The 24,225-nt window shown below is 68.2% G+C and carries 19 protein-coding genes; 12 read left to right on the top strand and 7 right to left on the bottom strand.

The genetic code is table 11. The features are described from left to right. Positions 1 to 1,006: 1,006 nt before the first annotated feature. Positions 1,007 to 2,020, bottom strand: a complete 1,014-nt coding sequence (locus tag FHD67_RS04055; protein ID WP_046001570.1) for a LacI family DNA-binding transcriptional regulator — start codon at positions 2,018 to 2,020, stop codon at positions 1,007 to 1,009. A gap of 175 nt (positions 2,021 to 2,195) precedes the next feature. Here FHD67_RS04055 and iolG point away from each other — a divergent pair, with 175 nt between their 5' ends. The 10 genes from iolG (at position 2,196) to FHD67_RS04105 (ending at position 13,702) form a co-directional block, all read left to right on the top strand. Next, on the top strand, positions 2,196 to 3,188 hold the full coding sequence (gene iolG, locus FHD67_RS04060; RefSeq protein WP_139597907.1) for an inositol 2-dehydrogenase: 993 nt from the start codon (positions 2,196 to 2,198) through the stop codon (positions 3,186 to 3,188). Between the two features lie 125 nt (positions 3,189 to 3,313). After that, a complete protein-coding gene (locus FHD67_RS04065; RefSeq protein WP_139597908.1) occupies positions 3,314 to 4,237 on the top strand; it encodes a sugar ABC transporter substrate-binding protein in 924 nt (307 codons plus the stop codon). Positions 4,238 to 4,295: 58 nt separating this feature from the next. After that, positions 4,296 to 5,396, top strand: coding sequence for an ABC transporter permease (locus FHD67_RS04070; RefSeq protein ID WP_139597909.1), 1,101 nt, complete (start codon positions 4,296 to 4,298; stop codon positions 5,394 to 5,396). Further along, the gene (locus FHD67_RS04075; RefSeq protein ID WP_139597910.1) at positions 5,396 to 6,172 is read left to right on the top strand and encodes an ATP-binding cassette domain-containing protein; all 777 of its coding nucleotides are present in this window, start codon (positions 5,396 to 5,398) and stop codon (positions 6,170 to 6,172) included. Before FHD67_RS04070 ends, FHD67_RS04075 begins: the two co-directional genes overlap by 1 nt. Next, on the top strand, positions 6,172 to 7,278 hold the full coding sequence (locus FHD67_RS04080; protein ID WP_139597911.1) for a Gfo/Idh/MocA family protein: 1,107 nt from the start codon (positions 6,172 to 6,174) through the stop codon (positions 7,276 to 7,278). Before FHD67_RS04075 ends, FHD67_RS04080 begins: the two co-directional genes overlap by 1 nt. Beyond that, positions 7,265 to 9,184, top strand: coding sequence for a bifunctional 5-dehydro-2-deoxygluconokinase/5-dehydro-2-deoxyphosphogluconate aldolase (locus tag FHD67_RS04085; protein WP_046001564.1), 1,920 nt, complete (start codon positions 7,265 to 7,267; stop codon positions 9,182 to 9,184). Before FHD67_RS04080 ends, FHD67_RS04085 begins: the two co-directional genes overlap by 14 nt. A 50-nt stretch (positions 9,185 to 9,234) precedes the next feature. Further along, the gene (gene iolD / locus FHD67_RS04090; protein ID WP_139598027.1) at positions 9,235 to 11,064 is read left to right on the top strand and encodes a 3D-(3,5/4)-trihydroxycyclohexane-1,2-dione acylhydrolase (decyclizing); all 1,830 of its coding nucleotides are present in this window, start codon (positions 9,235 to 9,237) and stop codon (positions 11,062 to 11,064) included. A 10-nt stretch (positions 11,065 to 11,074) separates the two neighbouring features. Beyond that, the gene (iolE, locus tag FHD67_RS04095; RefSeq protein WP_139597912.1) at positions 11,075 to 11,998 is read left to right on the top strand and encodes a myo-inosose-2 dehydratase; all 924 of its coding nucleotides are present in this window, start codon (positions 11,075 to 11,077) and stop codon (positions 11,996 to 11,998) included. An 85-nt stretch (positions 11,999 to 12,083) separates the two neighbouring features. Further along, a complete protein-coding gene (gene iolB / locus FHD67_RS04100) occupies positions 12,084 to 12,878 on the top strand; it encodes a 5-deoxy-glucuronate isomerase (RefSeq protein ID WP_139597913.1) in 795 nt (264 codons plus the stop codon). Beyond that, complete coding sequence (locus tag FHD67_RS04105; protein ID WP_139597914.1) at positions 12,875 to 13,702, top strand: TIM barrel protein; 828 nt, start codon at positions 12,875 to 12,877, stop codon at positions 13,700 to 13,702. Before iolB ends, FHD67_RS04105 begins: the two co-directional genes overlap by 4 nt. A gap of 252 nt (positions 13,703 to 13,954) precedes the next feature. Here the strand turns inward: FHD67_RS04105 and FHD67_RS04110 are convergent, their stop codons facing one another. The 4 genes from FHD67_RS04110 to FHD67_RS04125 all read right to left on the bottom strand — a co-directional run bounded on the left by FHD67_RS04110 (position 13,955) and on the right by FHD67_RS04125 (position 19,537). Further along, positions 13,955 to 15,028, bottom strand: coding sequence for a 2,3-butanediol dehydrogenase (locus FHD67_RS04110; RefSeq protein ID WP_139597915.1), 1,074 nt, complete (start codon positions 15,026 to 15,028; stop codon positions 13,955 to 13,957). Between the two features lie 24 nt (positions 15,029 to 15,052). Further along, positions 15,053 to 15,823, bottom strand: a complete 771-nt coding sequence (locus FHD67_RS04115; protein WP_046001559.1) for an acetoin reductase — start codon at positions 15,821 to 15,823, stop codon at positions 15,053 to 15,055. A 52-nt stretch (positions 15,824 to 15,875) separates the two neighbouring features. Further along, the gene (locus FHD67_RS04120) at positions 15,876 to 17,675 is read right to left on the bottom strand and encodes an NAD(P)/FAD-dependent oxidoreductase (RefSeq protein WP_046001558.1); all 1,800 of its coding nucleotides are present in this window, start codon (positions 17,673 to 17,675) and stop codon (positions 15,876 to 15,878) included. A gap of 140 nt (positions 17,676 to 17,815) precedes the next feature. After that, on the bottom strand, positions 17,816 to 19,537 hold the full coding sequence (locus FHD67_RS04125; protein WP_139597916.1) for a sigma-54-dependent Fis family transcriptional regulator: 1,722 nt from the start codon (positions 19,535 to 19,537) through the stop codon (positions 17,816 to 17,818). Between the two features lie 233 nt (positions 19,538 to 19,770). Between FHD67_RS04125 and FHD67_RS04130 the strand changes: the two genes are divergently transcribed. Continuing rightward, the gene (locus tag FHD67_RS04130; protein WP_176695050.1) at positions 19,771 to 20,097 is read left to right on the top strand and encodes a hypothetical protein; all 327 of its coding nucleotides are present in this window, start codon (positions 19,771 to 19,773) and stop codon (positions 20,095 to 20,097) included. Between the two features lie 192 nt (positions 20,098 to 20,289). On the opposite strand, the gene FHD67_RS04135 is transcribed toward FHD67_RS04130, so the two are convergent. After that, positions 20,290 to 21,507, bottom strand: a complete 1,218-nt coding sequence (locus FHD67_RS04135) for a sensor histidine kinase (RefSeq protein ID WP_139597918.1) — start codon at positions 21,505 to 21,507, stop codon at positions 20,290 to 20,292. Between the two features lie 175 nt (positions 21,508 to 21,682). Further along, positions 21,683 to 22,564 (bottom strand): LysR family transcriptional regulator, encoded by an 882-nt coding sequence (locus FHD67_RS04140; protein WP_139597919.1) that lies wholly within the window; start codon positions 22,562 to 22,564, stop codon positions 21,683 to 21,685. Between the two features lie 130 nt (positions 22,565 to 22,694). On the opposite strand from FHD67_RS04140, the gene FHD67_RS04145 reads away from it, so the two are divergent. Next, the gene (locus FHD67_RS04145; RefSeq protein WP_246071220.1) at positions 22,695 to 24,194 is read left to right on the top strand and encodes a proton-conducting transporter transmembrane domain-containing protein; all 1,500 of its coding nucleotides are present in this window, start codon (positions 22,695 to 22,697) and stop codon (positions 24,192 to 24,194) included. The last annotated feature ends 31 nt before the right edge of the window (positions 24,195 to 24,225 follow it).

A 24,225-nucleotide genomic window follows, 5' to 3' on the forward strand; every position in this document is an offset into this window, starting at 1 on the left:
TCAAAGTCCAAAGTCGCCGGCCCCGTCCCTACGGCCCTTGATGGAGAGAGCGGGCCGGGCCCGGCTCGCCGCCTCGCCGCCTCGCTGCACGGCAAGCGACATTTCTAAATGGCGGAACACGCGACATTTTAACTTGGTGACAACATGATAGTTCGGCTGTCCTGGTAGCGACCGGACAGCCTAGGCAGTTTCGCGGAATGTCCGTGCATCAAGCGTGACGTCAATATCAAGACCATTGAGTGCTTCGAGACAGGAGCTCCACAGGGTTCGGTCGGCGCTGCGGCGACTGAGCTGGGCATGATCCCCCGACCGTCAGACAGCAGATCCGTCTGTTGGAGGCGCCTTTCAGCATCCGGCTGTTCCCACGCGATCGACGCAAACGGATCCTGACGCATGATGCCGGGCAACTGGGCCAAGCGACGCTGAGCGATAGCGTCGAACCAACTACGCCCTGTCCCATACCTGGGGTCTACGGTCGGCACTGGACGGCACGGCAGAGGCTGCTCGGGCGGTGCACCCCCGCACAGCGAAGGTCGAAGATGGACACGGCAACTGGGCCAAGCTGGCTGCACGGTTCTTAATCCATGTCGATCCAGGCGCTGCATCTGCCCGTGTCATTCGTACCGCGATAGGACTGATCTTTTTGTTCAAGCGAGCCAGCGGCGAAAGGATTGCCTCGACGTGAAGACCAGGTGCGATTATCATCCGGCAGCCGTTAGATTGGTCGGATACCCGGCCCCCTGCCCTAATACGCAGAAATCATGCTCTTAGGCATCCTTTCCCCGGTGGCAAGACCAGCCTGACGTACCAGGTCGCCGTCGCCAGCATCCACGTTTTCGGCGCGCCTTGAACGAACTGTCGTAACTGTTAGAACGGTATGGCAAGTCCGGTCAGCAGGGACGTCTGCGGATCAAAGCTGTCCTTCACGATCATCTGTGCCGATCATCGGCGCATGGCATCAGGACCAAATCGACCGTCACCCAATCATGCCTGCCTTCATGCCATCTCAGGCGCTGTGCCGGATGACCAATTCGCCGGTGAACTTGCGGTCCAGGTTCCTTGAATCCGCGCTTTCCAGGACGTCGACAAGGTAACCGGCCATCTCGGCAAGCGGCTGACGGTATGTGGTCAACTGATAGTGCGGGCTGGCGGCCTGCGGTACGTCGTCGAAGCCGACGACCGCGATGTCCTGGGGAACGCGCAGTCCCAGCCTGTAGCGGATCGTGTCGATGGCACCCAAGGCCAGGGCATCGTTCTCGCAGACGATCACGTCGGGCAGATCGGCGCCCTTGCGGCCGTGCAATGTCCGGAACGCGATCTCGGCCGACAGGATGGGATCATAGCGCGGCACCGAAACCGTCTCGGGGACGTGGCCGAACCGGTCCTGCCAGACCAGGGCGAAGGTCTCCTTGCGCAACAGATGCGCCGACGCCGTATTGGGTCCGGCGACATACAGCGGGCGGCGATATCCCTTGGCAATCACGTAATGCGCAATCTCCTTGGTCGCGATCTCGTCGTCCACGGCAATGGAGATCGTGTCGGGGTTGCGGGAGGTCCGGGCAAAGATGATCAGCTTCTTGAAGCGATGCGCCCGATGGGCCGCTGCCAGCACGTCGTCGTCGAACTGGATGCCAATCAGGATCGTGGCGTCCACCCGCCGCTGGCTGGCATTGATCAGCGCCGGGGTCGTGTCCTCGCGGTCAAGCGTGTTGACCAGCAGCGTGTCCAGGCCCCGTCCCCGCAGCGCCCGGGTCAGGCAATCCATCATCACCAGCTTGTGCGGGTTGGCAAAGTCATCGACCAGCAGCGCCACAAGGTTCGACCGCGTCGATGCCAGGGCCGACGCGCTGAGATCGGGGATATAGCCAAGCGCCTGCGCGGCGGACATCACTTTCTCTCGGCTTTTGGCCGAGATCGAGGCGTCCTTCTTGAAGGCGCGGTTGACCGTCCAGCGCGACACGCCGGCGGCGATCGCGACATCGTCCGCGGTCACACTGTCGAACCGGTCGGGCTTGCTCATGGCTGGCTCCTGTCATGATCGGTGGCCTGTCCTGTCGATAGCTATACGGCAGCCAAAAGGCTACCACAGCAAGAAAAGCACGCGCGTGCAAAAAATGCTTGCACGCGCGTGCAATCAGTGTACCCATGATGACGCAGCGGCAGGGAGAGGCCGCGAACGCGATGGGGGGATTCGGATGCTGAAGGTGGGTTTGCTGGGTGCCGGCAGGATCGGACAGGTTCACGCGGTGAACATCGCGGGCCATACCCGCTCCACCCTGGTGGCGGTGTCGGACATCCACGCAGAGGCCGCCAGCACCCTTGCCGCCGCGCATGGCGCCGAGGCCCGCAGCTCCGACGCGATCCTGAACGATCCCGGGATCGACGCCGTGCTGATCGCGACCTCGACCGACACGCATTCGGATTTGATCGAGGCTGCGGCCCGGTCGGGCAAGGCCGTGCTGTGCGAAAAGCCCGTGGATCTGTCGCTGGACCGGGCACAGCGCTGTCTGGAGGCCGTGGCGGACCGGGCGGCAACCGTGATGATCGGTTTCAACCGCCGATTTGACCCGAATTTCGCGGCGCTCAAGGCGTCGCTGCTGAAGGGCGATATCGGCAAGCCGGAACTGCTGTCGATCACCTCCTTCGATCCGGCGCCGCCGCCGGTCGATTACATCAAGGTGTCCGGCGGGCTGTTCCGCGACATGATGATCCATGACTTCGACATGGCCAATTTCCTGATGGGCGATGCGCCCGTGTCCGTCAGCGCGGTGGGCAGCAGCATCGTCGACCCCCGCATCGGCGCGGCGGGCGACGTGGACACCGCAGTCGTGACGCTGCGCTATGGCGACGGGCGCATCGCGGTCATCAAGAACAGCCGCCGGGCCGTCTATGGATACGACCAGCGGGTCGAACTGCTGGGCTCGACGGGTCTGCTGCAGGCCGGGAACATGCTGGAGAACACGGTCGTCCGTTCGACGGTGGACGGGGTGGTGTCGGGAAAGCCCACCTATTTCTTCCTGGAACGCTACATGCCCGCCTATGCCGCGGAATGGGACGCCTTCGTCGGCGCCGTCCTGGACGGGCGGCCGCAGTCGGTGACGCTTGCCGACGGCATCGCCGCGCTGGCCCTGGCCGAGGCTGCCACCCGCGCCGCCCGGACCGGAGAGACCGTCCCCCTTCAGGGCTGACAGTTCCGGGCCCGCCGCGGCCGCGAGGACGGCGTGACGGGCCTTCAAGCGATCCGGCAGGGGAGATGCCGGGAATGACGGGGGGTCGCCTGCGTCCCTTCGAATGATCAACAGGGAGGAAAGACATGACCAAACTGACAGCCTCGGCCGCCGTGGCGGCGCTGCTGGCCCTTGCCGCGCCCGCGATGGCGCAGAACATCATCGTGGTGGCCCATGGCCAGGCCAACGACCCCTTCTGGTCGGTCGTCAAGAACGGTGCCGCCAAGGCGGGCGAACATACCGGCGCGACGGTCGATTTCCGGTCGCCCGAGGTCTTTGACATGGTCGCCATGGGCCAGCTGATCGATGCCGCCGTGAACCAGCAGCCCGACGGGCTGGTCGTGTCGATCCCCGATGCCGATGCGCTTGGGCCCTCGATCCAGCGCGCGGTCGAGGCGGGCATCCCGGTAATCTCGATGAACTCCGGCTCGGACGTGGCGGCCGATCTGGGCGCGCTGCTGCATGTGGGACAGTCGGAATACGACGCCGGCGTGGCCGCGGGGCAGCGGCTGGCCGAAATGGGCGGGACCAAGGGCATCTGTGTCAACCAAGAGGTCGGCAACGTCAGTCTGGACCAGCGCTGCGACGGCTTTGCCGAGGGCTTCGGCCATCCGGTGACGGTCGTGCCCACGGCCAACGACCCGACCGAGGTGCAGTCCAAGGTCCGCGCCGCGCTGGAATCCGACCCCGAGGTCGACACGGTCCTGGGCCTGGGCGCCAGCCTGGTCGGAGAGCCCGCCGTCGCCGCCGCCGAGGCGCTTGGCCGTGACGACGTGATGATCGCCAGCTTCGATCTGTCGGCGGGCTTCCTGCAGGCGGTGGCCGACGGCAAGGCCGCCTTCGCCATCGACCAGCAGCAGTTCCTGCAGGGGTATCTGCCGGTCGCCTTCCTGGCGCTGAATGCCCAGTACGGCCTGATGCCGGGCGGTGACGTGCCCTCGGGGCCGAACCTGGTGACCCAGGACAGCGCCGCCCAGGTGATCGAGCTGTCCGCCCAGGGCATCCGCTAAGCCTATCGGCGGGCGCGCCATCCGCGCCCGCCCCGCTTTGCCAGCAGGGGGACCCCCGATGACCGAGATCGCATCGCAAGACGAACGGATCGCCACGGAATCCATGATGACGCGCCTGATGAAGCGCCCCGAACTGGGGGCCATCGGCGGCCTGATCCTGGTGACGATCTTCTTTCTGACCACCGCCAGCCCGTCGATGTTCACGCTGGCGGGCATCATGAACTTCCTGACGCCCGCGGCCCAGCTGGGCATCCTTGGCATCGCCGCCGCACTGCTGATGATCGGGGGCGAATTCGACCTGTCGATCGGCTCGATGGTTGCCTTCGCGGGGATGATCTTCGGCGTGCTGGTCGTCAATCTGGGCCTGCCGCTGATCCTTGCGATCCCGCTGACGATAGCCTTCGCGGCCGCGACCGGCGCGGTGAACGGGGCCATCGTTCTGCGCACCGGGCTGCCCAGCTTCATCGTGACGCTGGCCTTCCTGTTCATCCTGCGCGGCGCGTCGCTGGTGGGACTGAAGCTCTTCACCAACGGCTCGACCCAGCTGCGTGGCGTGCGCGAGGCGGTGGCGGGCGACTGGCTGACGCCGATCTTCTCGGGCGACGCCTTTCCGGGCCTGTTCCGCTGGCTGGGCGATCGGGGGATCATCGCGACGCTGAACAACGGCGTGCCTTCGGTCCCCGGCATCCCGGTCGAGATCCTGTGGTTCCTGGGCGTGGCGGGGCTGGCGACCTTCGTGCTGCTGCGCACGGCGGCGGGGAACTGGATCTTCGCCACCGGCGGTGACAAGACCGCGGCCTCCAATTCCGGCGTGCCGGTGCGCCGCGTCAAGATCACGCTGTTCATCCTGACCGCCCTGGCCGCGACGCTGGTCGCCATCATCACCGTGATCGACACCGGATCGACCGACGCGCGCCGCGGCTTCATGAAGGAATTCGAGGCGATCATCGCCGCCGTCATCGGGGGCTGCCTGCTGACGGGGGGCTACGGCTCTGCCATCGGGGCGTTCTTCGGGGCGATCATCTTCGGCATGGTCACCATCGGGCTGACCTATACCGGGTTCGACCAGGACTGGTTCCAGGTCTTCCTGGGGGCGATGCTGCTGTTGGCCGTCGTCTTCAACAACGCCATCCGCAAGCGCGTGACGGGGGAACGCTGATGTCCGATCCGATCATCCACATGCAGGGCATCAAGAAGCGCTTCGGCAACGTGATCGCCCTGAACGGCGTCACCTTCGACGTGCGGCCCGGCGAATGCCACTGCCTTCTGGGCGACAACGGCGCGGGGAAATCGACCTTCATCAAGACCATGTCGGGCGTCCACAAGCCGACCGAGGGCACGATCACCTTCGAAGGCCGTCCGATGCAGTTCGACAGCCCCCGCGACGCGATGGAGGCGGGCATCGCCACCGTCTTCCAGGACCTGGCCATGATCCCGCTGATGAGCGTCACGCGCAACTTCTTCATGGGCCGCGAACCCACGAAGGGCCGCTTCATCAAGCGGTTCGACCTGGAGACCGCGAACCGCATCACCATGGAGAAGATGCGCCAGATGGGCATCAACCTGCGTGCGCCCGATCAGGCGGTGGGCACCCTGTCGGGCGGGGAACGCCAGACGGTCGCCATCGCGCGGGCCGTCCATTTCGGCGCCAAGGTGCTGATCCTGGACGAACCGACCAGCGCGCTTGGCGTGCGCCAGACCTCGAACGTGCTGGCGACCATCGCGCGGGTCAGGGCGCAGGGGGTGGGCGTGGTCTTCATCAGCCACAACGTGCGCCACGCGCTGGCGGTGGGCGACCGCTTCACGGTGCTGAACCGGGGCCAGACCCTGGGGACCGCCGACAAGGGCCAGATCGACGCCGCCGAACTGCAGGACCTGATGGCCGGCGGGCAGGAGCTCGCCAAGCTGGAAGGCAGCCTGGGGGGGACGGTCTGATGACGCTTGGCGTGGCCCTGATCGGCACCGGCTTCATGGGCAAGTGCCATGCGATGGCCTGGCGCAACGTGGCGACCGCCTTCGGTGGTACGCCCCCCCGGCTGCAGGTTCTGGCCGATGCGGCGGCGCCCGACGATCTGGCCCGGGCCTGGGGCTTTGCCCGCGCCACGGCCGATTGGCAGGCCGCTGTCGCCGACCCGGGCGTCGATGTGGTCAGCATCACCACGCCCAACGGTCTGCACCGCGCGATGGCGGAAGCGGCACTGCGCGCGGGCAAGCATGTCTGGCTGGAAAAGCCCATGGCCCTGACGCTGGCGGATGCGCAGGCCATGGCCGATCTGGCCGCCGCGCATCCGGGTCAGGTGACGCTGCTGGGCTACAACTATCTGCGCAGCCCGGCCTTTCAGGCGGCGCGCGCGTTGGTGGCGGATGGGGTGATCGGACAGCCATTGGCCTTCCGCGGCGTCTATGACGAGGATTATTCGGCCGACCCCACCCTGCCCTGGTCCTGGCGCATGACGCATCAGGGCGGGGGCTTGGGCGCGCTTGGCGATCTGGGCTGCCATCTGGTCAGCGTCATGGTCGCGCTGATGGGGCCCGTGGCCGAGCTGACCGCCATGACCCAGATCGCCGTGCCCACGCGTCCATCCCCCGAAGGCCCCCGCGCGGTCGAGAACGAGGACAGTGCCCTGGCGCTGATCCGCTTTGCCAGCGGCGCGCAGGGGTCATTCGCCACGTCCCGCGTGGCGCGGGGCCGCAAATGCCGCCTGCAATGGGAGATCCACGGATCAAACGGCACGCTGGTCTTCGACCAGGAGAACATGAACGAGCTGTGGGTCCACCGGGCGGGCGACGCGGGTTTCACCCGCCATCTGACCGGCCCGGACCAGCCTGATTTCGCGGCCTTCTGCCCCGCGCCCGGCCATGGGTTCGGCTTCAACGAACAGAAGGTCGTGGAATGCCGCGACCTGATCCGCGCGATCGGCGGCGGCGCGCCCTGCGGGCCCGACTTTGCGGCGGGTCTGACCATCGAACGCATCATACACGCCATGGCGACCAGCAACGGTCGCCCGGTGACGCTGGAGGCTGCGCATGAAGACGCTTGACGTGATTACCATCGGCCGTTCCTCGGTCGATCTCTATGGCCAGCAGATCGGCGGGCGTCTGGAGGACATGGGATCCTTTGCCAAATATATCGGCGGCTCGCCCACCAACATCGCCTGCGGGACGGCGCGGTTGGGGCTGCGGTCGGCGGTCATCACGCGCGTGGGCGACGAGCACATGGGCCGTTTCATCCGCGAACAGCTGGTCCGCGAGGGGGTCGATGTGCGCGGCGTGGCGACCGACCCCGCGCGGCTGACCGCGCTGGTGATCCTGGGCATCCGCGACGAGGACAGCTTTCCGCTGATCTTCTATCGCGAGAACTGCGCCGACATGGCGCTGTCCGAGGATGACATCGACGAGGACCTCATCGCCCAGGCCCGCTGCGTGCTGGCGACCGGAACCCACCTGTCGAACCCCAGGACCGAGGCCGCGGTGATGCGCGCGCTGGACATAGCGCGGGCCCATGGCGCAAGGACCGCGCTGGACATCGACTATCGCCCGAACCTGTGGGGCGTGGCGGGGCACGGCGAGGGCGAGAGCCGCTTTGTCGAAAGCGCCGCCGTGACGGCCAAGCTGGCGGCGACCCTGCACCTGTTCGACCTGATCGTCGGCACCGAGGAGGAATTTCACATCGCCGGCGGCACAACCGACACGCTTGCGGCGCTGCGCGCGGTCCGCGCGGTGTCCGACGCGACGCTGGTCTGCAAGCGCGGCGCCAAGGGGGCGGTGGCCTTCACCGGCGAGGTCCCCGACAGTCTGGATGACGGAGAGGCGGGACCGGGCTTCCCGATCGAGGTCTTCAACGTGCTGGGCGCGGGCGACGGGTTCTTTTCGGGCCTGCTGAAGGGATGGCTGGACGGCGAAAGCTGGCCCCGCGCATTGGAATACGCCAATGCCTGCGGCGCCTTCGCGGTCAGCCGCCACGGCTGCACCCCCGCCTATCCCAGCCTGGAGGAGCTGCAATTTTTCCTTCAGCGCGGGGTGACGCGGCCTGATCTGCGGAACGACGCGGCACTGGAACAGATCCACTGGGCCACGAACCGCCAGGGGCGGATGGGCGGCGACTGGTCCACGATGCGCGTGTTTGCCTTCGACCACCGGATGCAGCTGGAGGAGATGGACGGATACACCCCCGCCGGGGGCGGCGCCTTCAAGCGGCTGTGCCTTGACGCGGCGCTGCAGGTGCAGGACGGCCAAGGCGGCTATGGCATCCTGTGCGACGGTCGCATCGGGCGCGCGGCGCTGCATGCGGCCTCGGGCACCGGCCTCTGGATCGGGCGGCCCGCCGAATGGCCGGGCTCGCGCCCGCTGACGCTGGAGCCGGAACTGGGCCCGGATTGCGGGGGCCTGGGCGAATGGGCGCGCGAAAATGTCGTCAAGGTGCTGTGCTTCTGCCATCCCAATGACGATGCCGCCCTGCGGGCCGAGCAGGAGGCGACGGTCGGTCGGCTGTACGCCGCGGCGCGTCGCAACGGGCTGGAGTTCCTGCTGGAGATCATTCCGTCGAAGGTCGGTCCGGTCGATGACGCGACGACCGCGACGCTGATCGCACAATTCTATGCGGCGGGTATCTATCCCGACTGGTGGAAGCTGGAACCCCTGACCAGCCATGCGGCCTGGGCCAAGGCCATCGACGCCATCGAGGCGCATGACCGCCACACCCGCGGCATCGTGGTTCTGGGCCTGGACGCGCCCGAGGCCGAGCTGGCGGCAAGCTTCAGGATCGCGGCGGGCTTTGACCTGGTACGCGGATTTGCGGTCGGGCGGACGATCTTTGGCCAGGTGGCGCGTGACTGGTTCGCGGGGCGCATCGACGACGCGGCGGCCGTCACAGAGATGGCCGCCCGCTATCGGCGGCTGTGCACGGTCTGGGACCACGCCCGCGCCGCCGCGCAGGTGGCGGCATGAGCGTGGGTGCCGCGGGGGCGTTGGACAACATGGAAGGCAGGGGCGGGCGGATGCAGCAGACGGTTCGATTGACGGCGGCGCAGGCGATGGTGCGCTGGCTTTCGGTGCAGATGACCGAGGACGGAGAGCGGTTCATCGACGGTGTCTGGGCGATCTTCGGGCATGGCAACGTGGCCGGCCTGGGCGAGGCGCTGCATGGGATCGGCGACGATCTTCCGACCTGGCGCGGCCAGAACGAACAGACCATGGCCCATGCCGCCATCGCCTTTGCCAAGGGCCATGCCCGTCGGCGGGCGCAGGCGGTGACGGCCTCGATCGGGCCGGGGGCCACGAACATGGTGACCGCCGCGGCCCTGGCGCATGTGAACCGCCTGCCGCTGCTGCTGATCCCGGGCGACGTCTATGCCTCGCGCCGCCCCGACCCGGTGCTGCAGCAGGTCGAGGATTTCGGCGACGGCACGATCAGTGCGAATGACTGCTTTCGCCCGGTCGTGCGCTATTTCGATCGCATCACCCGGCCCGAGCACCTGCTGACCGCCCTGCCCCGCGCGCTGCAGGTGATGACCGATCCGGTCGACTGCGGACCGGTCTGCCTGGCCTTCTGCCAGGACGTGCAGGCCGAGGGCCATGACTGGCCCGAGGCGTTCTTTGCGCCCCGCGTCTGGCGCATCCGGCGCCCCGCGCCCGACGGGGCCGAGCTTGCCGATGCGGCGGCGATGATCCGGGCGGCCAAGGCACCGGTGATGATCTGCGGCGGGGGCGTGATCTATTCCGGCGCCGAGTATGCGCTGGACGCTTTTGCCACCCGGTTCAACATCCCGGTGGTCGAGACGCAGGCCGGCAAGTCGGCCCTGGCGCAGGATCATCCGATGAATTTCGGTGCCGCCGGGGTCGACGGTTCGGTCGCGGCGAATGCGGCCCTCCGCGCCGCGGACCTGGTCGTCGCCGTCGGCACGCGCCTGCAGGATTTCACCACGGGTTCGCGCACCCTGTTCCCGCAGGCGCGGCTGCTGGGGATCAATGTCGCGGCCCATGACGCGGCCAAGCAGGGCGGGGTCGGCCTGGTGGCCGATGCGCGCGTGGCGCTGCAGGCGCTGTCCTCCGAGCTGGGCGATCTACGCTTTGAGGCCGCCGATCCGCAGGCGCGTGCCGGCTGGCTGGCGGCGGTCGATGCCCATTGCGGCAGGCCGGCCGACGGGCTGCCGACCGACGCGCAGGTGATCGGCGCCGTGCAGGCGGCCGCGCCCGACGGCATCGCCATGTGCGCCGCCGGCACCATGCCCGGCGCGCTGAAGCTGCTGTGGCAGGCCAGCCGCCACGGGTATCACATGGAATACGGCTATTCCTGCATGGGCTACGAGATCGCCGGGGCGATGGGCCTCAAGCTGGCCCGCCCCGCACGCGAGGTGCTGTGTTTCGTCGGCGACGGCAGCTACATGATGGCCAACAGCGAGCTGGCCACGGCGGTCATGCGGCGCGTGCCCTTCACGGTGATCCTGACCGACAACTGCGGCTATGGCTGCATCAACCGCCTGCAGGCGCATACGGGCGGGGCGGCGTTCAACAACCTGTACGCCGATTGCCGGGTCGAGGCGCAGCCGCAGATCGACTATGTCGCCCATGCGGCCAGCATGGGGGCCCATGCGGTCAGGGCGCGCGATCTGGCCGATCTGCAGGATCAGATCGCGGCCGCGCGCGGTCGCGAGATTCCTACCGTCATCGTCATCGAGACCACCGCCCGGCCCGGCCCTGGCGACGGGCTGGAGGGCGCAGGCCAGTTCTGGGACGTGGCGGTCCCGGCGGTCGGGGGCACGGAGACGCTGAAACAGGCCCATGCGCGCTATCTGGAACAGATCGCGCATCAGGCCACGATCAACTGAAGGCAGGACCATGATCCTCTATGGCACCAACCCCATTGCCTGGGCGAATGACGACGACACGTCCATCGGCGCCCATATCCCGACCGAGCAGATCCTGCGCCAGGCGGGCCCCGAGATCGGCTTTGACGGGATCGAGAACGGTCACCGCTGGCCCGACGATCCGCAGGCGCTGAAATCACTGCTGGCGGAATACGGGCTGCGCTTCATCTCGGGGTGGTATTCGACCGAACTGCTGACGCGTTCGGTCGAGGACGAGATCGCCGCCGTCCAGCCGCATCTGGCCAAGCTGAAGGCGAACGGCTGCCGCGTCTGCATCGTCTGCGAATGCTCGAACACGGTGCATGGACGCGCCGATGTCGCGGTGAACGACCGCCCCCGGCTGAGTGCCGAGGAGATGGCGGCGTTCGGCGCACGGATCGAGGCCTTTGCCGCCTATCTGGCCGGCGAGGGCGTCACGCTGGCCTATCACCATCACATGGGCACCGTGGTCGAGAGCCCGGAGGAGATCGACGCCTTCATGGCCGCGACCGGTCCCGCGACGCATCTTTTGTTCGATGCCGGCCACTGCACCTTCGGCGGTGGCGACCCCGAGGCGGTGCTGCGCCGTCACGCCGCCCGCGTCGCGCATTTCCACGCCAAGAACATCCGCCGCCCGGTGACCGATCGCGTGCGGTCGGAAGGGCTGTCCTTTCTGCAGGCGGTGATGGCGGGGGCCTTCACCGTGCCGGGCGACCCCGAGGGGGCGATCGATTTCGTGCCGTTGCTGCGCATCCTGGCCGAGGCGAATTACGACGGCTGGCTGGTGATCGAGGCTGAGCAAGACCCCGTCAAGCGCGACCCGCTGCACTATCAGGCGATGGGGCTGAGGGCGCTGCGGGCGGCAGCGGCGGAGGCCGGGCTGGACCGGGGCGACAGCGCCGCGGGGCGCGGCTGAGGGGGCCAGCCCCCATCAAGTTCCGGGATTCCCCCGGGGTTTTTGGACAAAGAAGAAGCGGATGCGGACGCAGAAGGAGGCAAAGATGGCGGACCTGTTGAGGCGGCCGTTCGGGACGCATGGCGAGGTGCATCGCATCACGCCGGAGAGCGCCGGGTGGCGCTATGTCGGCTTTGCCCTGCACCGTCTGCGTGCCGGAGAGCGCGTGGCGGAGGCGACGCAGGCGCGCGAGGTGATCGTGGTTATGGTCGAGGGCCGCGCGTCCGTTCGGGCCGCGGGGCAGGACTGGGGCGTCCTGGGCGACCGGATGGATGTCTTCGAGAGGACGCCGCCGCATTGCTTCTACGTTCCGAACGGACAGGACTGGGCGGCCGAGGCGGTGACCGACTGCGTCATCGCGGTCTGTTCCGCGCCCGGTCATGGCGGACACGCGGCACGGCGGATCGGGCCGGACGGCATCACGCTGACGCAGCGGGGCGAGGGCAGCAACACCCGCTGGATCAACAACATCGCCATGGAGGCCGAGGACTGGTGCGACAGCCTGCTGGTCACCGAGGTCTTCACCCCCGCCGGCAACTGGTCGTCCTATCCCAGCCACCGTCACGACGAGGACGATTTCCCCCGCATCACCTATCTGGAGGAGACCTATTACCACCGCCTGAAGCCCGCCCAGGGCTGGGCGGTGCAGCGGGTCTATACCGACGACGGCAGCCTGGACGAGGTGATGGCGGTGCGTGACCATGACGTCGTCCTGGTCCCCCGCGGCCACCATCCCTGCGGCGCCCCCCACGGGTTCGAACTGTATTACCTGAATGTCATGGCCGGGCCCCGCCGCAACTGGCGTTTCGTCCCTGCCCCGGAAATGGAGCAGGTCGGATGACCGCCCCCCGCAGCGTTGATCCGCGCCCCCGCCCCTTTCAGCTGGCTGCCTGTGCCGAGATGCTGTGGCCGGACCGGCCCATCGAATGGCGCGCCGCACGCCTGACCGAAATGGGGCTGGGCGTCGGTCTGTGGAACTGGGACAGCCACGACCTGGACAAGCTGGCCGGGGTCGGGGCGCGCTATACCATCATGAACGGCTATCTGCGCGGCCGTCTTGCGGATGCCGAAGGGGCGGCGATGCTGCTGGCATCGGCCGGGGAGGCGATAGAGGTCGGCAAGCGGCTTGGCGTGGCGCGGCTGAACCTGCACGGGACGGGCCTGGGCGATCACGGCATCCCCCTGTCCCGGCACGAGGTCGTCAGCGGCGCGATGTGGCTGCAGGCGCGCGACACGTTGAACCGCATCTGCGATCTGGCCGAACGGGAGGGTGTCGTCTTCACGCTGGAGAACCTGAACCAGCGCGACCATCCGGGCTGCCCGTTCGCATCGACGGGCGACGTGCTTGCGCTGGTCTCGTCCATCGACCGGCCCCAGCTGCGCATCAACCTGGATCTGTATCACACCCAGATCGGAGAGGGCGACCTGATCCGCTGGTGCGAACGCTGCCTGCCCTGGATCGGAGAGATCCAGGTCGCCGACAATCCGGGCCGCTTCGAACCCGGCACCGGAGAGATTGGCTTTGCTGCGATCGCGTCCGCGCTGGTGCGGATGGGCTATGACGGGCCCATCGGGATGGAGGCGTTCGCGCAAGGCGACAGCGACGCCGCCGTCGCAGCCTTTGTCAGCGCGTTCACGCCCGCACCCGCCGTATCCGTGGCCTGACGATCGTCGGGATCGAACTTGGTCGGGGACGCGCCGGCCTGGCCTAGGCCGGCGGTCTGCACCCACTCGTCCGGCGAAGCCAGCCGACCGTGACGTTCGCTTCGATCAGCGTGACCAGTGGCCCTGGGGCGACGTGCAGGTCCTTGAGCAATCATGTACCGATACGCTTGGACAGCGGCTCGCCCCTGGCGCCGGTTGGCAAGGCCCGCGGGCGCGGGCCTCGTGGATGGACGACAGCGCGTCCGGGTCAGGTCAGTGCGACAGGTCGATCAGGATCTTCAGCTGCGTGCCGGCCGGGTCCAGAAGCCGGTCGAACCCTTCGGTGATCGCCTCGTCCAGGCCGATCCGCCGTGTCACCACCTTGGCGGCGGGAAGCGCGCCGGACGCGATCATGCCCGCCACGCGCGGCCAGTAATGCTTGGGATAGGCCCAGCTGCCCCGCAGGTCGACATCCTTGAAGGTGACCGCGAACCAGTCCAGCGGGTTGTCATGCGGATGCAGGCCGGTCTGCACGACCACCCCCTGCTTGCGCACCGCGTCCAGGCAGGCCTTCAGCGCATGTTCGTTGCCCACGCATTCGATCGCCACGTCACAGCCCACGCCGCCCTCGGTCGCCGCGCGGACCGCGTCGCCGACCGACGCCTTGGTCGGGTTCAGCGTGACCACGTCGGGCAGCAGGTCGCGCACCAGCGCCAGCCGCGTCTCGTTCGGATCGGACACGAACAGCCGCACGGCGCCCGCCGCCCGCGCGGCCATCAGCGTCAGCACACCGATGGGCCCCGCCCCCGTCACCAGAACGGACGACCCGGCAAAGACCCCGCCCCGGTCGCAGGCATAGACCGCGACGGCCGTGGGCTCGATCAGGGCCACGGCCTCGTCGGGCAGATCGTCGGGGATCCTGACCACGTTGTAGTCGTTCAGCAGCGCCCGTTCCGCCATGCCGCCCGAATGCCAGGACAGACCCGCCAGGGCCAGCTGGTCGGACAGGTGGAACAGCCCACGATCGGCATAGTAATCGCCCGACCGGGGCATGATCAGCGGCTGGACGGACACGCGGTCGCCGGGGGCGACGTGGGTGACGCCCGCACCTACGGCCTCGACCACGCCGCCGAATTCGTGGCCCAGAACCTGCGGGCCGTGGGCGCCGGTGAAGGCATGCGGCTCTTTCGGGACGAAGATCGGGCCATAGGCGTATTCGTGCAGGTCGGTGCCGCAGATGCCGCAAAAGGTGTTGCGGATCACGACCTGACCCGCGGCGGGGTCGGCAGGGGCGTCGATCTCCTCGATGCGCAGGTCGCGGGCGGCGTGGAAACGCAGGGCTTTCATGGGATGCTCCGTTGAGAAAGGGGATCAGCGATAGACCAGGCCGCCGTCCATGATGACGCATTGACCGGTCATGTAGTCGCTGTCGGGGCTGGCCAGATAGGATACCAGGCGGGCCACGTCCTCGGCGGTCTGCGACCGGCCCAGGGCGATGCCGCCCACGAAGGCGTCGAAGGTCTCGCCAACCTTGGCGCCGGTGACTTCGGCAAAGCGGGCGTCGATCTGGGTCCACATGTCGGTGCCCACGACGCCGGGGCAATAGGCGTTCACGGTGATGCCCTGGGCCGCGAATTCCTTGGCCGCCACCTGGGTCAGGGCACGGACCGCGAACTTGGTCCCGCAATAGGCGCCCAGCATGGCATAGCCCTCGTGTGCCGCGATGGAGGCGGCCGAGACGATCTTGCCCGTCCGCCCCTTGGCCTTGAACTGCGCGGCGGCGGCCTGGATGCCCCACAGGACACCCTTGACGTTGACGGCGTGGATGCGGTCCATCTCGGCCTCGGTGATGTCGGCGATGGGCTGGACCTGCGCGATGCCCGCATTGTTGATCATCACGTCGAATCCGCCCAGATCGGCCTCGGTGCGGGCGACGGCGTCGATGACGGCGGCGCGGTCGGTGACATCCAATCGGATCGTCGCCACGGGGCCGTCGATGGTGGCTGCGGCACGGTCCAGCGCGTCCTGGTCCAGATCGGCCAGCGCCACGGCCAGCCCGTCGCGCGACAGGCGCTGTGCGATGGCCAGCCCGATCCCTCTGGCGGCGCCGGTGACCAGCGCCACCCTGTTGTCGGTGGTCATGATGTCTCTCCTTGGGAAAAGGCGGCCCGGCCGGGTGCCGGGCCGGCGCCGGTCAGGACAGGTGGTGAACCTGCTGCAGCCCGTGGACGGGGGTCTCGATCCCCTCGGCCCGCGCCTTCAGCTGCAGCGCCAGATACAGCGAGTAATGCCGCGACTGGTGCAGGTTTCCGCCATGGAACCACAGGCCGGGCTGTTGGGTCGGCTTCCACATGTTGCGCTGTTCGCCCTCCCAGGGACCGGGGTCCTTGGTGGTGCCCGAGCCCAGGCCCCAGACCTTGCCCACCTTGTCGGCCACGTCCTGCCCGATCAGGTCTGCGGCCCACCCGTTCATCGACCCGTATCCGGTCGCATAGACGATCAGGTCGGCGGGCAACTCCTCTCCGGTGTCCAGCAGGACGCCGTTCTCGGTGATCTCGACCAATTGGCCGTGGGCCAGCTTGATCTTGCCGTCGATGATCAGCTGGCTGGCGCCCACGTCGATGTAGTATCCCGATCCGCGGCGCAGGTATTTCATGAACAGGCCGCTGTCATCGTCGCCGAAGTCCAGCTTGAACCCCGCCTTCTCCAGCCCCGCATAGAAATCGGCGTCGCGTTCGCGGATCTGGTTGTACAGCGGGATCTGCCACTGGTGCATGATCCTGTAGGGCAGCGACGCAAAGATCAGGTCGGCCTTTTCGGTCGTCATGCCGCCCGCGACGGCCTCCTCGGAGTAAAGCGCGCCCAGACCGATCTCCATCAGGCTGTCGGATTTCACGATATGGGTCGAGGATCGCTGGATCATCGTGACATCGGCGTCATGTTCCCAAAGCGCAGCGGCGATGTCATGGGCAGAATTGTTCGACCCCACGATGACGACCTTCTTGCCGGCATAGGCATCGGGGCCGGGATGCTTGGACGAATGGTGCTGTTCGCCCTTGAAGCGGTCCATGCCGGGAAAGTTCGGGACGTTCGCCTTGCCCGACATGCCGGTGGCCAGGACCAGCTCCTTCGGGTGCAGGGTGACCTGTTCCCCGTCGCGGTCCACCACGACCGTCCATTCGCCCCTGGCCTCGTCATAGCGGGCCGACCTGCAGGTGCTGCGGGTCCAGTAGTTCAGCTCCATCACCCGCGTGTACATCTCCAGCCAGTCGCCGATCTTGTCCTTGGGGGCAAAGACGGGCCAGGTGTCGGGGAACTTCAGATAGGGCAGATGGTCGTACCAGACCGGGTCGTGCAGGCACAGCGACTTGTAGCGGCGCCGCCAGCTGTCGCCGGGCCGGTCGTTGGTGTCGATGATGATCGCGGGCACACCCAGATGCCGCAGCCGCGCGCCAAGCGCGATGCCCCCTTGCCCGCCGCCGATGATCAGCGTGTGGGGCTGGCGCGAATATCCCAGCTCGGCCGCCTCGGCCTCGCGCTCCTCGCGCCAGCTGGGGCGGTTCTTGCCGGCGCCGTGCTTGGCGCCCATCGGGCGGGACGGGCCCTTGGCCTCCTCATGGCCCTTCAGCTCCTGCAGGGCGGTCAGCAGCGTCCAGATGCGCCCGTCGCGCAGGCGGACCAGGCCATAGCCGCGGCCCACCTTCGTCTCGAAGGTGAACCAGGCGGTGACGACGCCGTCCTCCTCTCCGACGGGCTCGGCGGGATCGACCCGCCAGCCGGTCGGGGCAATGTGGCCCAGTTGCGCCCGCAGCATGTCTGCCACCTGGTCCGGCCCCTCCAGCGTGCGGATGTTCCAGGTAAAGCTGACCAGGTCGCGCCAGTGGCAATCGGTTACGAACAGCGCCTTGGCGCGGTCGATGTCGCCCGACTCCAGCGCCTGGCCCAGATCGTCCAGCACCGCCTGCGCGCGCTGTTCGGCTGTGGTGTCCAGCATGATGGTTCCTCCCTCAAATCGGTCTCCCGAAGCGGAGGGTGCAGGCCGTCACCCGGTCCCGCACAGCAAAATCGACCGCCGCGGCGCGGCAATCGCATGCCGCGGTGCAACACCGTTGCATGCGCAACGCGCGCGCAACATCACCCCAGGGCGCGCAACCGGCGCAGGACCGTGGACCGGTTGACCCCCAGCCTGCGTGCCGCCAGCGCCATGTTCCCCCCGCAGGCCGCCAGCACCTGTTGCAGGTCATCCTCCGGCACCCCGGCGGATGCCGCGGCCTCCAGCAGCGGCGGCGGCAGATCGTGGCTGTCGATCACCCGCCCCTCGGCCAGCAGGGCCGCGGCCTGAAGGGTGGACGCCAGCTCGCGCAGGTTGCCGGGCCAGCGCCGCGCCTTGAGGTCGGCCCGCGCCCGCGCCGACAGCCGCAGCCCGTCGGCGGATGCCGCGCGCAGCAGGCGGTCCAGCAACCAGTCCAGATCCTGGCGCAGATGCAGCGGCGGCAGGTCCAGCGCGGCCCCCGCGATGCGGAAGAACAGGTCCGCTCGGAACCGCCCGTCGCGCACATGCTGGCCCAGATCGCAGCGCGTCGTGGCGATCACGCGCAGCTTGCACCCGGCCAGCGACCGCAGCAGCACCGCCTGCGCGGCCGTATCCAGATCCTCGACCCCCTTGAGGAACAGCGTGCCCTGCCCGTCCGCGGGCAGCGGCGCATGCCCCTGTCCGCAGCCCGCACAGTCGAAGACGTGAAAGGGCGCGGCATCCGTTCGGCACATGTGGATGGCGCGGGCCAGCCGCTCCTTGCCTGTGCCGGTCTCGCCGCGGATCAGCAGCGGCACCGCGCTGTCCGCCAGGCGCGCGGCACGTTCCAGCAGCGCCTGCATCGCGGGGTCGGGACCGGCAAGGCTGGACAGCCCGCCGGGCAGCAGCGGCTGGCCGCGCGGCTTGCGGGCGGCCTGGGGCGCGATGGCATGACCGAACAGCGCCCGGCCGTCGCGCAGGCGGATCACCCGATCCTCGGTCGGGCGGCCGCGCATCAGGTCGGGCAGGTCGTCCACCGACAGGTCAGTCACCTGGTCCAGCCGCTGGCCCAGCAGCGCGGTTCCCGGCGACAGCGCGGCTTGGGCCGCATGGGTCAGGCCGATGATCCGCCCCGCCCCGTCCAGCGCGATCGCGGCCTCGGGGTCCACCTCCAGGAATTCCGGGCTGGAGGACAGGCGCAGCACCCAATCGCTGCGCGTCATCGCCATCAGGTTCGCCATCTCGACCCGCCGGGCCGAGGTGCGCACCAGGTTCATCGCCAGGTTCTGGCTGGCCTTGGGCTGGGGCGACCGCAGCAGCGACACGTCCAGCACCGCCGCCAGCTGACCCGAGGTGTCAAAGATCGGCGCCGCCGTGCAGGACAGCGGCGTGTGATGCAGGTCGAAATGGTCGCTTTGATGGATCGTCACCGCCTCTCCGGTATAAAGGCAGGCCCCGACGCCGCAGGTCCCGGCCAGATGCTCGGACCAGTCCGACCCCAGATACAGGCCCGCCGCGCGCAGGTCGTCCTGGAACCGCGTGTCGCCGAAGAAGTCCACCGTCACGCCCTTGGCATCGGCCAGCAGCAGGACATAGTTCTGCCCCGCCACTTGCCGGAACAGCGCGCCCAGTCCCGACCGTGCGATGGCGATCAGGCGTTCGGACTGTTCGCGATGGCTGCGCAGCTCCGTCTCGGTGACGATATGCGCCGGAGAGGGCTTGGACGGGTCCAGGCCGTAACGTTCGATGCAGCGTCGCCAGCTGGCCTGCACGACGCTGTCGCGCCCGGTCGCTTGTCCCTGCAGCACGCGGTCGATCTCGTCGACATGGTCGATGTCGCGCATGGCCCTCCCTCGCCTTGCGGCAGCCCTCCCGATCAACGCACAGCACGGCCGCGCTGTCCATACGACCTAAGACAGGCGCGCGACTGCCGCCGGACGATTTTGTTCTCGGCTGCAGTTGCGGTCGAACCGACTAAGGATGCATCAGTGTGGAACTTTGATTCAACAAAGACCCCCGTGACACAAGTCACGTGTCCCTCCAGGCCCTGCCCGGCGTCCTGAACAAGACCGTCAAGTTGACCGCAGCCATTACGTTGCTTCCGGCGTATGCGGCCTGCAGCTTTGCGATGGCGGGCACGGGGATCCCGGCGACGGCGACCCCGAACATCCTCGCCATCTTCGAGGATGCGATTATGGCCCCGTTGATCATCTGCGCGCTGCTGCTCGTCGACTGCTTCGAGGACACAGAACCGGCGATCCTGATCCTTCCCCATCCTACAGTTCACCGCGCAGAAGGTCAGCCAAGACGCCTTGGACCTCAGCGTTATCGTGGTATTCCATTACGACATGACCACGCCGACCAAATCGGCCTGCTTGTCGGCGCCAGCGTTGTCTGCGTCTAGGGGGATACTGCCGTTCACGCACGTGTGCTGTCGCATCTGCCGCTTTTGACGGTGCTGGCGCTGGTCAACTATCTGCCTAGGTGCCCGTCTTCCAAAGCGACAATGGTGCTGCCGCCCCGACCCAGGACCTGACCGACCGATCACCCGCAGGGTGACCGATGACCGGCTGCACCGACACGGCCCCCAGCCCCCTTAGGCATCCTGCTGCGCGGCGAAGTCCAGGACATAGCACGTGCCCGGCTGCGCGTCCCGCCATTCGGACCGGCCGCGCAGCTGGCGCCCCATTCCCGCGATCAGCGTCATGCCCAGGCTGCTGGCCTCGGCCGCGTCGAAACCGGCCGGCAGGCCCCGGCCCCGGTCGCAGACCGTCAGCCGCAGCTGGCCCGGATCGATGACGCGGATGGTGACCTGAACGGACCCACCAGCCTTGGAATAGGCATATTTGAACGCGTTCGTCACCAGCTCGTTCGCCAGCAGGGCCAACGGGATCGCCTGGTCGGTGACCAGCTTGACCGGCGCAAAGTCGCATTCCAGGGACAGCCCCGGCGCGGCCGACTCGCGCAGCTGGGTGCACAGCGCGCCCATGAACGGGGCAAGGTCGACCATGTGGACCTCGTTGGCGCGCCACAGTTGGTCGTGCACCTGCGCGATGGTCATGACGCGCCCCTGGGCGTCGTCCAGAACCCGCGCCAGCCCCGGGTCCGAGATCGCGTGACGCTGCATGCCCAGCAGGCCCGCGACCATCGCAAGGCTGTTCTTGACGCGGTGGCTGATCTCTCGGGTCAGGATCTCCTGATGGGTCAGGGCGTCCTGCAGCCGGGCTTCGCTGGCGCGCAGCGCCTCCTCGACCCGGTGCCGTTCCAGCGCCACCCCGATCAGGTTGGCGAAACCCTGCAGGAAGGCCAGGTCGGCCGGGCTGAACCACCCCTCGTTCGGGCTGTCCACCTCCAGAACGCCGTACCGGTCGCCGTCGCCCTGGATCAGCACGTTGATCGCGCGCCGGATGCCGTGTTCCGCCAGCAGGCTGGGCGTGCGGAACCGCGTTTCCTTGGACAGGTGGTTCGAGATGACCGGCTCTCCGGTCTGGAAGGCATAGCCCGTCGGGCTTTCCGCGTCGGCACCGACGCGGGCATGCCCCACGACCCCGTCCCTCCAGCCGACGCCGGACTTGACCAGAAAGCGGCCCTCGGCAGGCAGGTATTCCATCACCTTGCAGAACTGGCTGTTCAGGCCAAGCGCGCAGACGCGCGACGCCTCCTGCAGCATATCGGTCACGTCGCGGGCGCGCAGCGCGTATTCCCCGAAGGCGGCCGTCAGCTTCTGCTGGCGCAGGCGATAGGCCAACTCCTCGGCGACATCGCCGCATTTGGCAGGCGCGGCGGCCCGGGAGATCCGGTGGTCCTCGTCCATGGCGTTCCCTCTCTCTGTTCCGGCCCGATCTGCTGAACGGTCCGGCAGCGCATGCGGTGAACAGGGCGGTCATGCAGGCTGATGGCCCTGCCCCGCCGGTGCAACGCATCAAGGCATAACACCCTGCCGCCCAAATGGCTGCATCCGATCGTCCCCGGCCCGGTCGCTGGACACCTCAGGACCCCGGCGCGTCCTGTCCGGTCAGGACCTCTGCCAGCAGCGGGTTGGGAAAGCGGCGCTGCAGCGTCACGGCATAGAACGTCTCGCTGATGCCTCCCAGCTGCGCGGCCTCGATCAGGGTGCCGGCCTGCAATTCGTCCCGCACGACGATGGGCGGGATCACGGCCAGACCGGCACCGTCGCGCGCCAGAAGACGCAGCATCGCCATGTCGTCCGCTTCGGCGGCGATCAGCGGCACGATGCCCGACCGGGCCATCAGCGCGTCGAAATCGGCACGCAGGGCGGTTTCCGGCACCGGCAGGACCAGCGGTTCCGACCGCAGCAATTCGTCCGGCGACCGGCCGCTGCCCACCAGGCGGGGCAGTCCGATCAGGCCGACGGGCTGGTCGGCAAGCCGGTGCACCAGCCACAGGCTGGCCGCATCGCGCGCCGGGGCGTGGTTCGTCAGCACCACGTCCAGCGACAGGCCCTCCAAGCCGCGCAGCAGCTCGGCCTGCATCCCTGACCGCAGCACCACCTCGACATCCGGGCGTCCGATCAGCGGGCGCAGGAACTGCATCTGGAAATTCCGCGACAGCGTCGCAAGCGCCCCGATCCGCAGCGCGCGGCGACCGCGCCCCGTCTCGCGCAGGGTGGCGGACAGGTCGTCCGCGGTCCGAAAGATCGCTTCGGCATGATCCAGCGCGATGCGGCCGGCCTCGGTCAGGACCAAGCCGCGGCCGCGCCGTTCGAACAGGTCGTGGCCCAGGGCCGCTTCCAGCACGCGCACCTGAGATGACAGGGCCGATTGCGACAGGTTCAGCCGCCGCGCGGCGCCCGTCAGCGTGCCGTCCAGCGCGACGGCCCGGAACAAGCGCAGGTGATGAAGGTTCAGCATTGTTCTACCTGACAGAACGTTTTGCCGCAGAATATGTAATTTTCAGAAGCATGGCCAGAAGCTATCCGACAGGGACCCTTCCATCGGAGCCCGCGCCATGATCCTGCCGCTAACATTCTTCGGACCCCTCATGCTTGTTGCCGCCGCGGTGCCGACCCGTACCCGATCCGTTCCCCGCCTGGCCGAGGCCGCGGGCCTTGCCGCCCTGGCGCTGGCGCTGATCGGCACGGTGCAGCTTCTGCTGACCGGGCCGCAATCGCTGACGCTGGCGCCGGGCATCCGCCTTGGGCTAGACGCGGTCGGTGCGACAATTTCCGTGCTGGTCGCCTTCGTGGGCTGGATCGTCCTGCGCTATTGCCGCAGCTATCTGGTGGGCGAGGCACGCGCCGCGCGGGCGCAGGGCGGCATCCTGGTCGCGTTGGCCGCCGTGCTTGTCCTGGCGATGGCGGGCGATCTGATCCTGATCGCGCTGTGCCTTGGCGCCATCGGCATCGCGATGCGCGACCTGCTGCTGTTCTATCCGGACCGTCCGGCCGCACGACGCGCCGCGGCCAAGTTCACCTGGGTGTGGTGCGCGGGCGATGCGGTGCTGGTCGTGGCGGTGGTCCTGACCTGGGTGGCGTTCGGCACGACCGATCTGGCATCGATCAATGCGGCCGCGACGGCCGGCCCGCTGCCCCTGGCCGCGAAGGGCGCGGTGGCCGCCCTGGTCCTGGTCGCGCTGCTCAAGACGGCGGCCTTTCCCGTGCAGGGCTGGCTGACCGAGGTGATGGAGGCGCCGACCCCCGTCTCGGCGCTGCTGCACGCGGGGATCATCAACGCCGGCGGTCTGCTGCTGATCCGCACCGCCGATCTGGTACAGGCGGTCCCCGGCGCCATGGCGGCGCTGGTCCTGCTGGGCGGCCTGTCGGCGCTGTTGGGCGCGATGGTCATGCTGACGCAAAGCGCGGTCAAGACGGCGCTGGCCTGGTCCACCGTCGCCCAGATGGGGTTCCTGCTGCTGCAATGCGGGCTGGGCCTGTGGACACTTGCGCTGCTGCATGTCGTGGCCCATTCGCTGTACAAGGCCCATGCCTTCCTGGCGTCGGGACAGGCGGTCCGGGCGGTGGCGGCGGCCCGGCGGCCCGGACCGGTCGCGGTGCCCGGCGCGGGTGCGGTGGCGCGCGCCTTCGGGATGGCGCTGGTCCTCTACGCGGTCGTCGCGTTGGTCTTCTGGGCGATCGGCGCGACCAAGTCGGCGCAGGCGCTGGCCCTTGGCGCGATCCTGATCTTCGGCACGGCCTATCTGGTGGCCCAGGGCCTGGCCGATGCCGCACCACGCGCGCTGACGCAGCGCACGGCGGTGGCCTCGCTTGCGACGGCCACGGGATATTTCGGCTTTCACCTTCTGGCGGACAGGCTGTGGGGGTCGTCTCTGCCGCTGCCGCCGGTTCCTGGCGCGTTGGAATGGGCTCTGATCGCGCTGGTGCTGGTCTCGTTCGGGCTGATCGCGGTCGCACAGGCCCTGTTCCCGCTGTGGATGCACCATCCGGCGACGGCCGCCCTGCGCGTCCACCTGGCCAACGGGCTGTACATCAACGCCCTCTTCGACCGGATGATCGGCGGATTTCGCATCGCCCGGCCCAACTGATCCCCGACATCGTCCCCTGCGGAGGCTTTCA

The sequence above is a fragment of the Paracoccus haeundaensis genome (assembly GCF_006239215.1).
In the GTDB taxonomy this organism is placed as follows: domain Bacteria; phylum Pseudomonadota; class Alphaproteobacteria; order Rhodobacterales; family Rhodobacteraceae; genus Paracoccus; species Paracoccus marcusii.

Excerpts from the sequence above, each read along its gene's own strand:
- iolG (WP_139597907.1), top strand. The coding sequence starts at position 2,196 with ATGCTGAAGGTGGGTTTGCTGGGTGCCGGCAGGATCGGACAGGTTCAC.
- FHD67_RS04085 (WP_046001564.1), top strand. The coding sequence starts at position 7,265 with ATGAAGACGCTTGACGTGATTACCATCGGCCGTTCCTCGGTCGATCTC.
- FHD67_RS04140 (WP_139597919.1), bottom strand. The coding sequence starts at position 22,564 with ATGCTGAACCTTCATCACCTGCGCTTGTTCCGGGCCGTCGCGCTGGAC.
- iolE (WP_139597912.1), top strand. The coding sequence starts at position 11,075 with ATGATCCTCTATGGCACCAACCCCATTGCCTGGGCGAATGACGACGAC.
- FHD67_RS04055 (WP_046001570.1), bottom strand. The coding sequence starts at position 2,020 with ATGAGCAAGCCCGACCGGTTCGACAGTGTGACCGCGGACGATGTCGCG.
- FHD67_RS04075 (WP_139597910.1), top strand. The coding sequence starts at position 5,396 with ATGTCCGATCCGATCATCCACATGCAGGGCATCAAGAAGCGCTTCGGC.
- FHD67_RS04110 (WP_139597915.1), bottom strand. The coding sequence starts at position 15,028 with ATGAAAGCCCTGCGTTTCCACGCCGCCCGCGACCTGCGCATCGAGGAG.
- FHD67_RS04120 (WP_046001558.1), bottom strand. The coding sequence starts at position 17,675 with ATGCTGGACACCACAGCCGAACAGCGCGCGCAGGCGGTGCTGGACGAT.
- FHD67_RS04065 (WP_139597908.1), top strand. The coding sequence starts at position 3,314 with ATGACCAAACTGACAGCCTCGGCCGCCGTGGCGGCGCTGCTGGCCCTT.
- FHD67_RS04105 (WP_139597914.1), top strand. The coding sequence starts at position 12,875 with ATGACCGCCCCCCGCAGCGTTGATCCGCGCCCCCGCCCCTTTCAGCTG.
- FHD67_RS04145 (WP_246071220.1), top strand. The coding sequence starts at position 22,695 with ATGCTTGTTGCCGCCGCGGTGCCGACCCGTACCCGATCCGTTCCCCGC.
- FHD67_RS04115 (WP_046001559.1), bottom strand. The coding sequence starts at position 15,823 with ATGACCACCGACAACAGGGTGGCGCTGGTCACCGGCGCCGCCAGAGGG.
- FHD67_RS04080 (WP_139597911.1), top strand. The coding sequence starts at position 6,172 with ATGACGCTTGGCGTGGCCCTGATCGGCACCGGCTTCATGGGCAAGTGC.
- iolD (WP_139598027.1), top strand. The coding sequence starts at position 9,235 with ATGCAGCAGACGGTTCGATTGACGGCGGCGCAGGCGATGGTGCGCTGG.
- FHD67_RS04135 (WP_139597918.1), bottom strand. The coding sequence starts at position 21,507 with ATGGACGAGGACCACCGGATCTCCCGGGCCGCCGCGCCTGCCAAATGC.
- FHD67_RS04125 (WP_139597916.1), bottom strand. The coding sequence starts at position 19,537 with ATGCGCGACATCGACCATGTCGACGAGATCGACCGCGTGCTGCAGGGA.
- iolB (WP_139597913.1), top strand. The coding sequence starts at position 12,084 with ATGGCGGACCTGTTGAGGCGGCCGTTCGGGACGCATGGCGAGGTGCAT.
- FHD67_RS04070 (WP_139597909.1), top strand. The coding sequence starts at position 4,296 with ATGACCGAGATCGCATCGCAAGACGAACGGATCGCCACGGAATCCATG.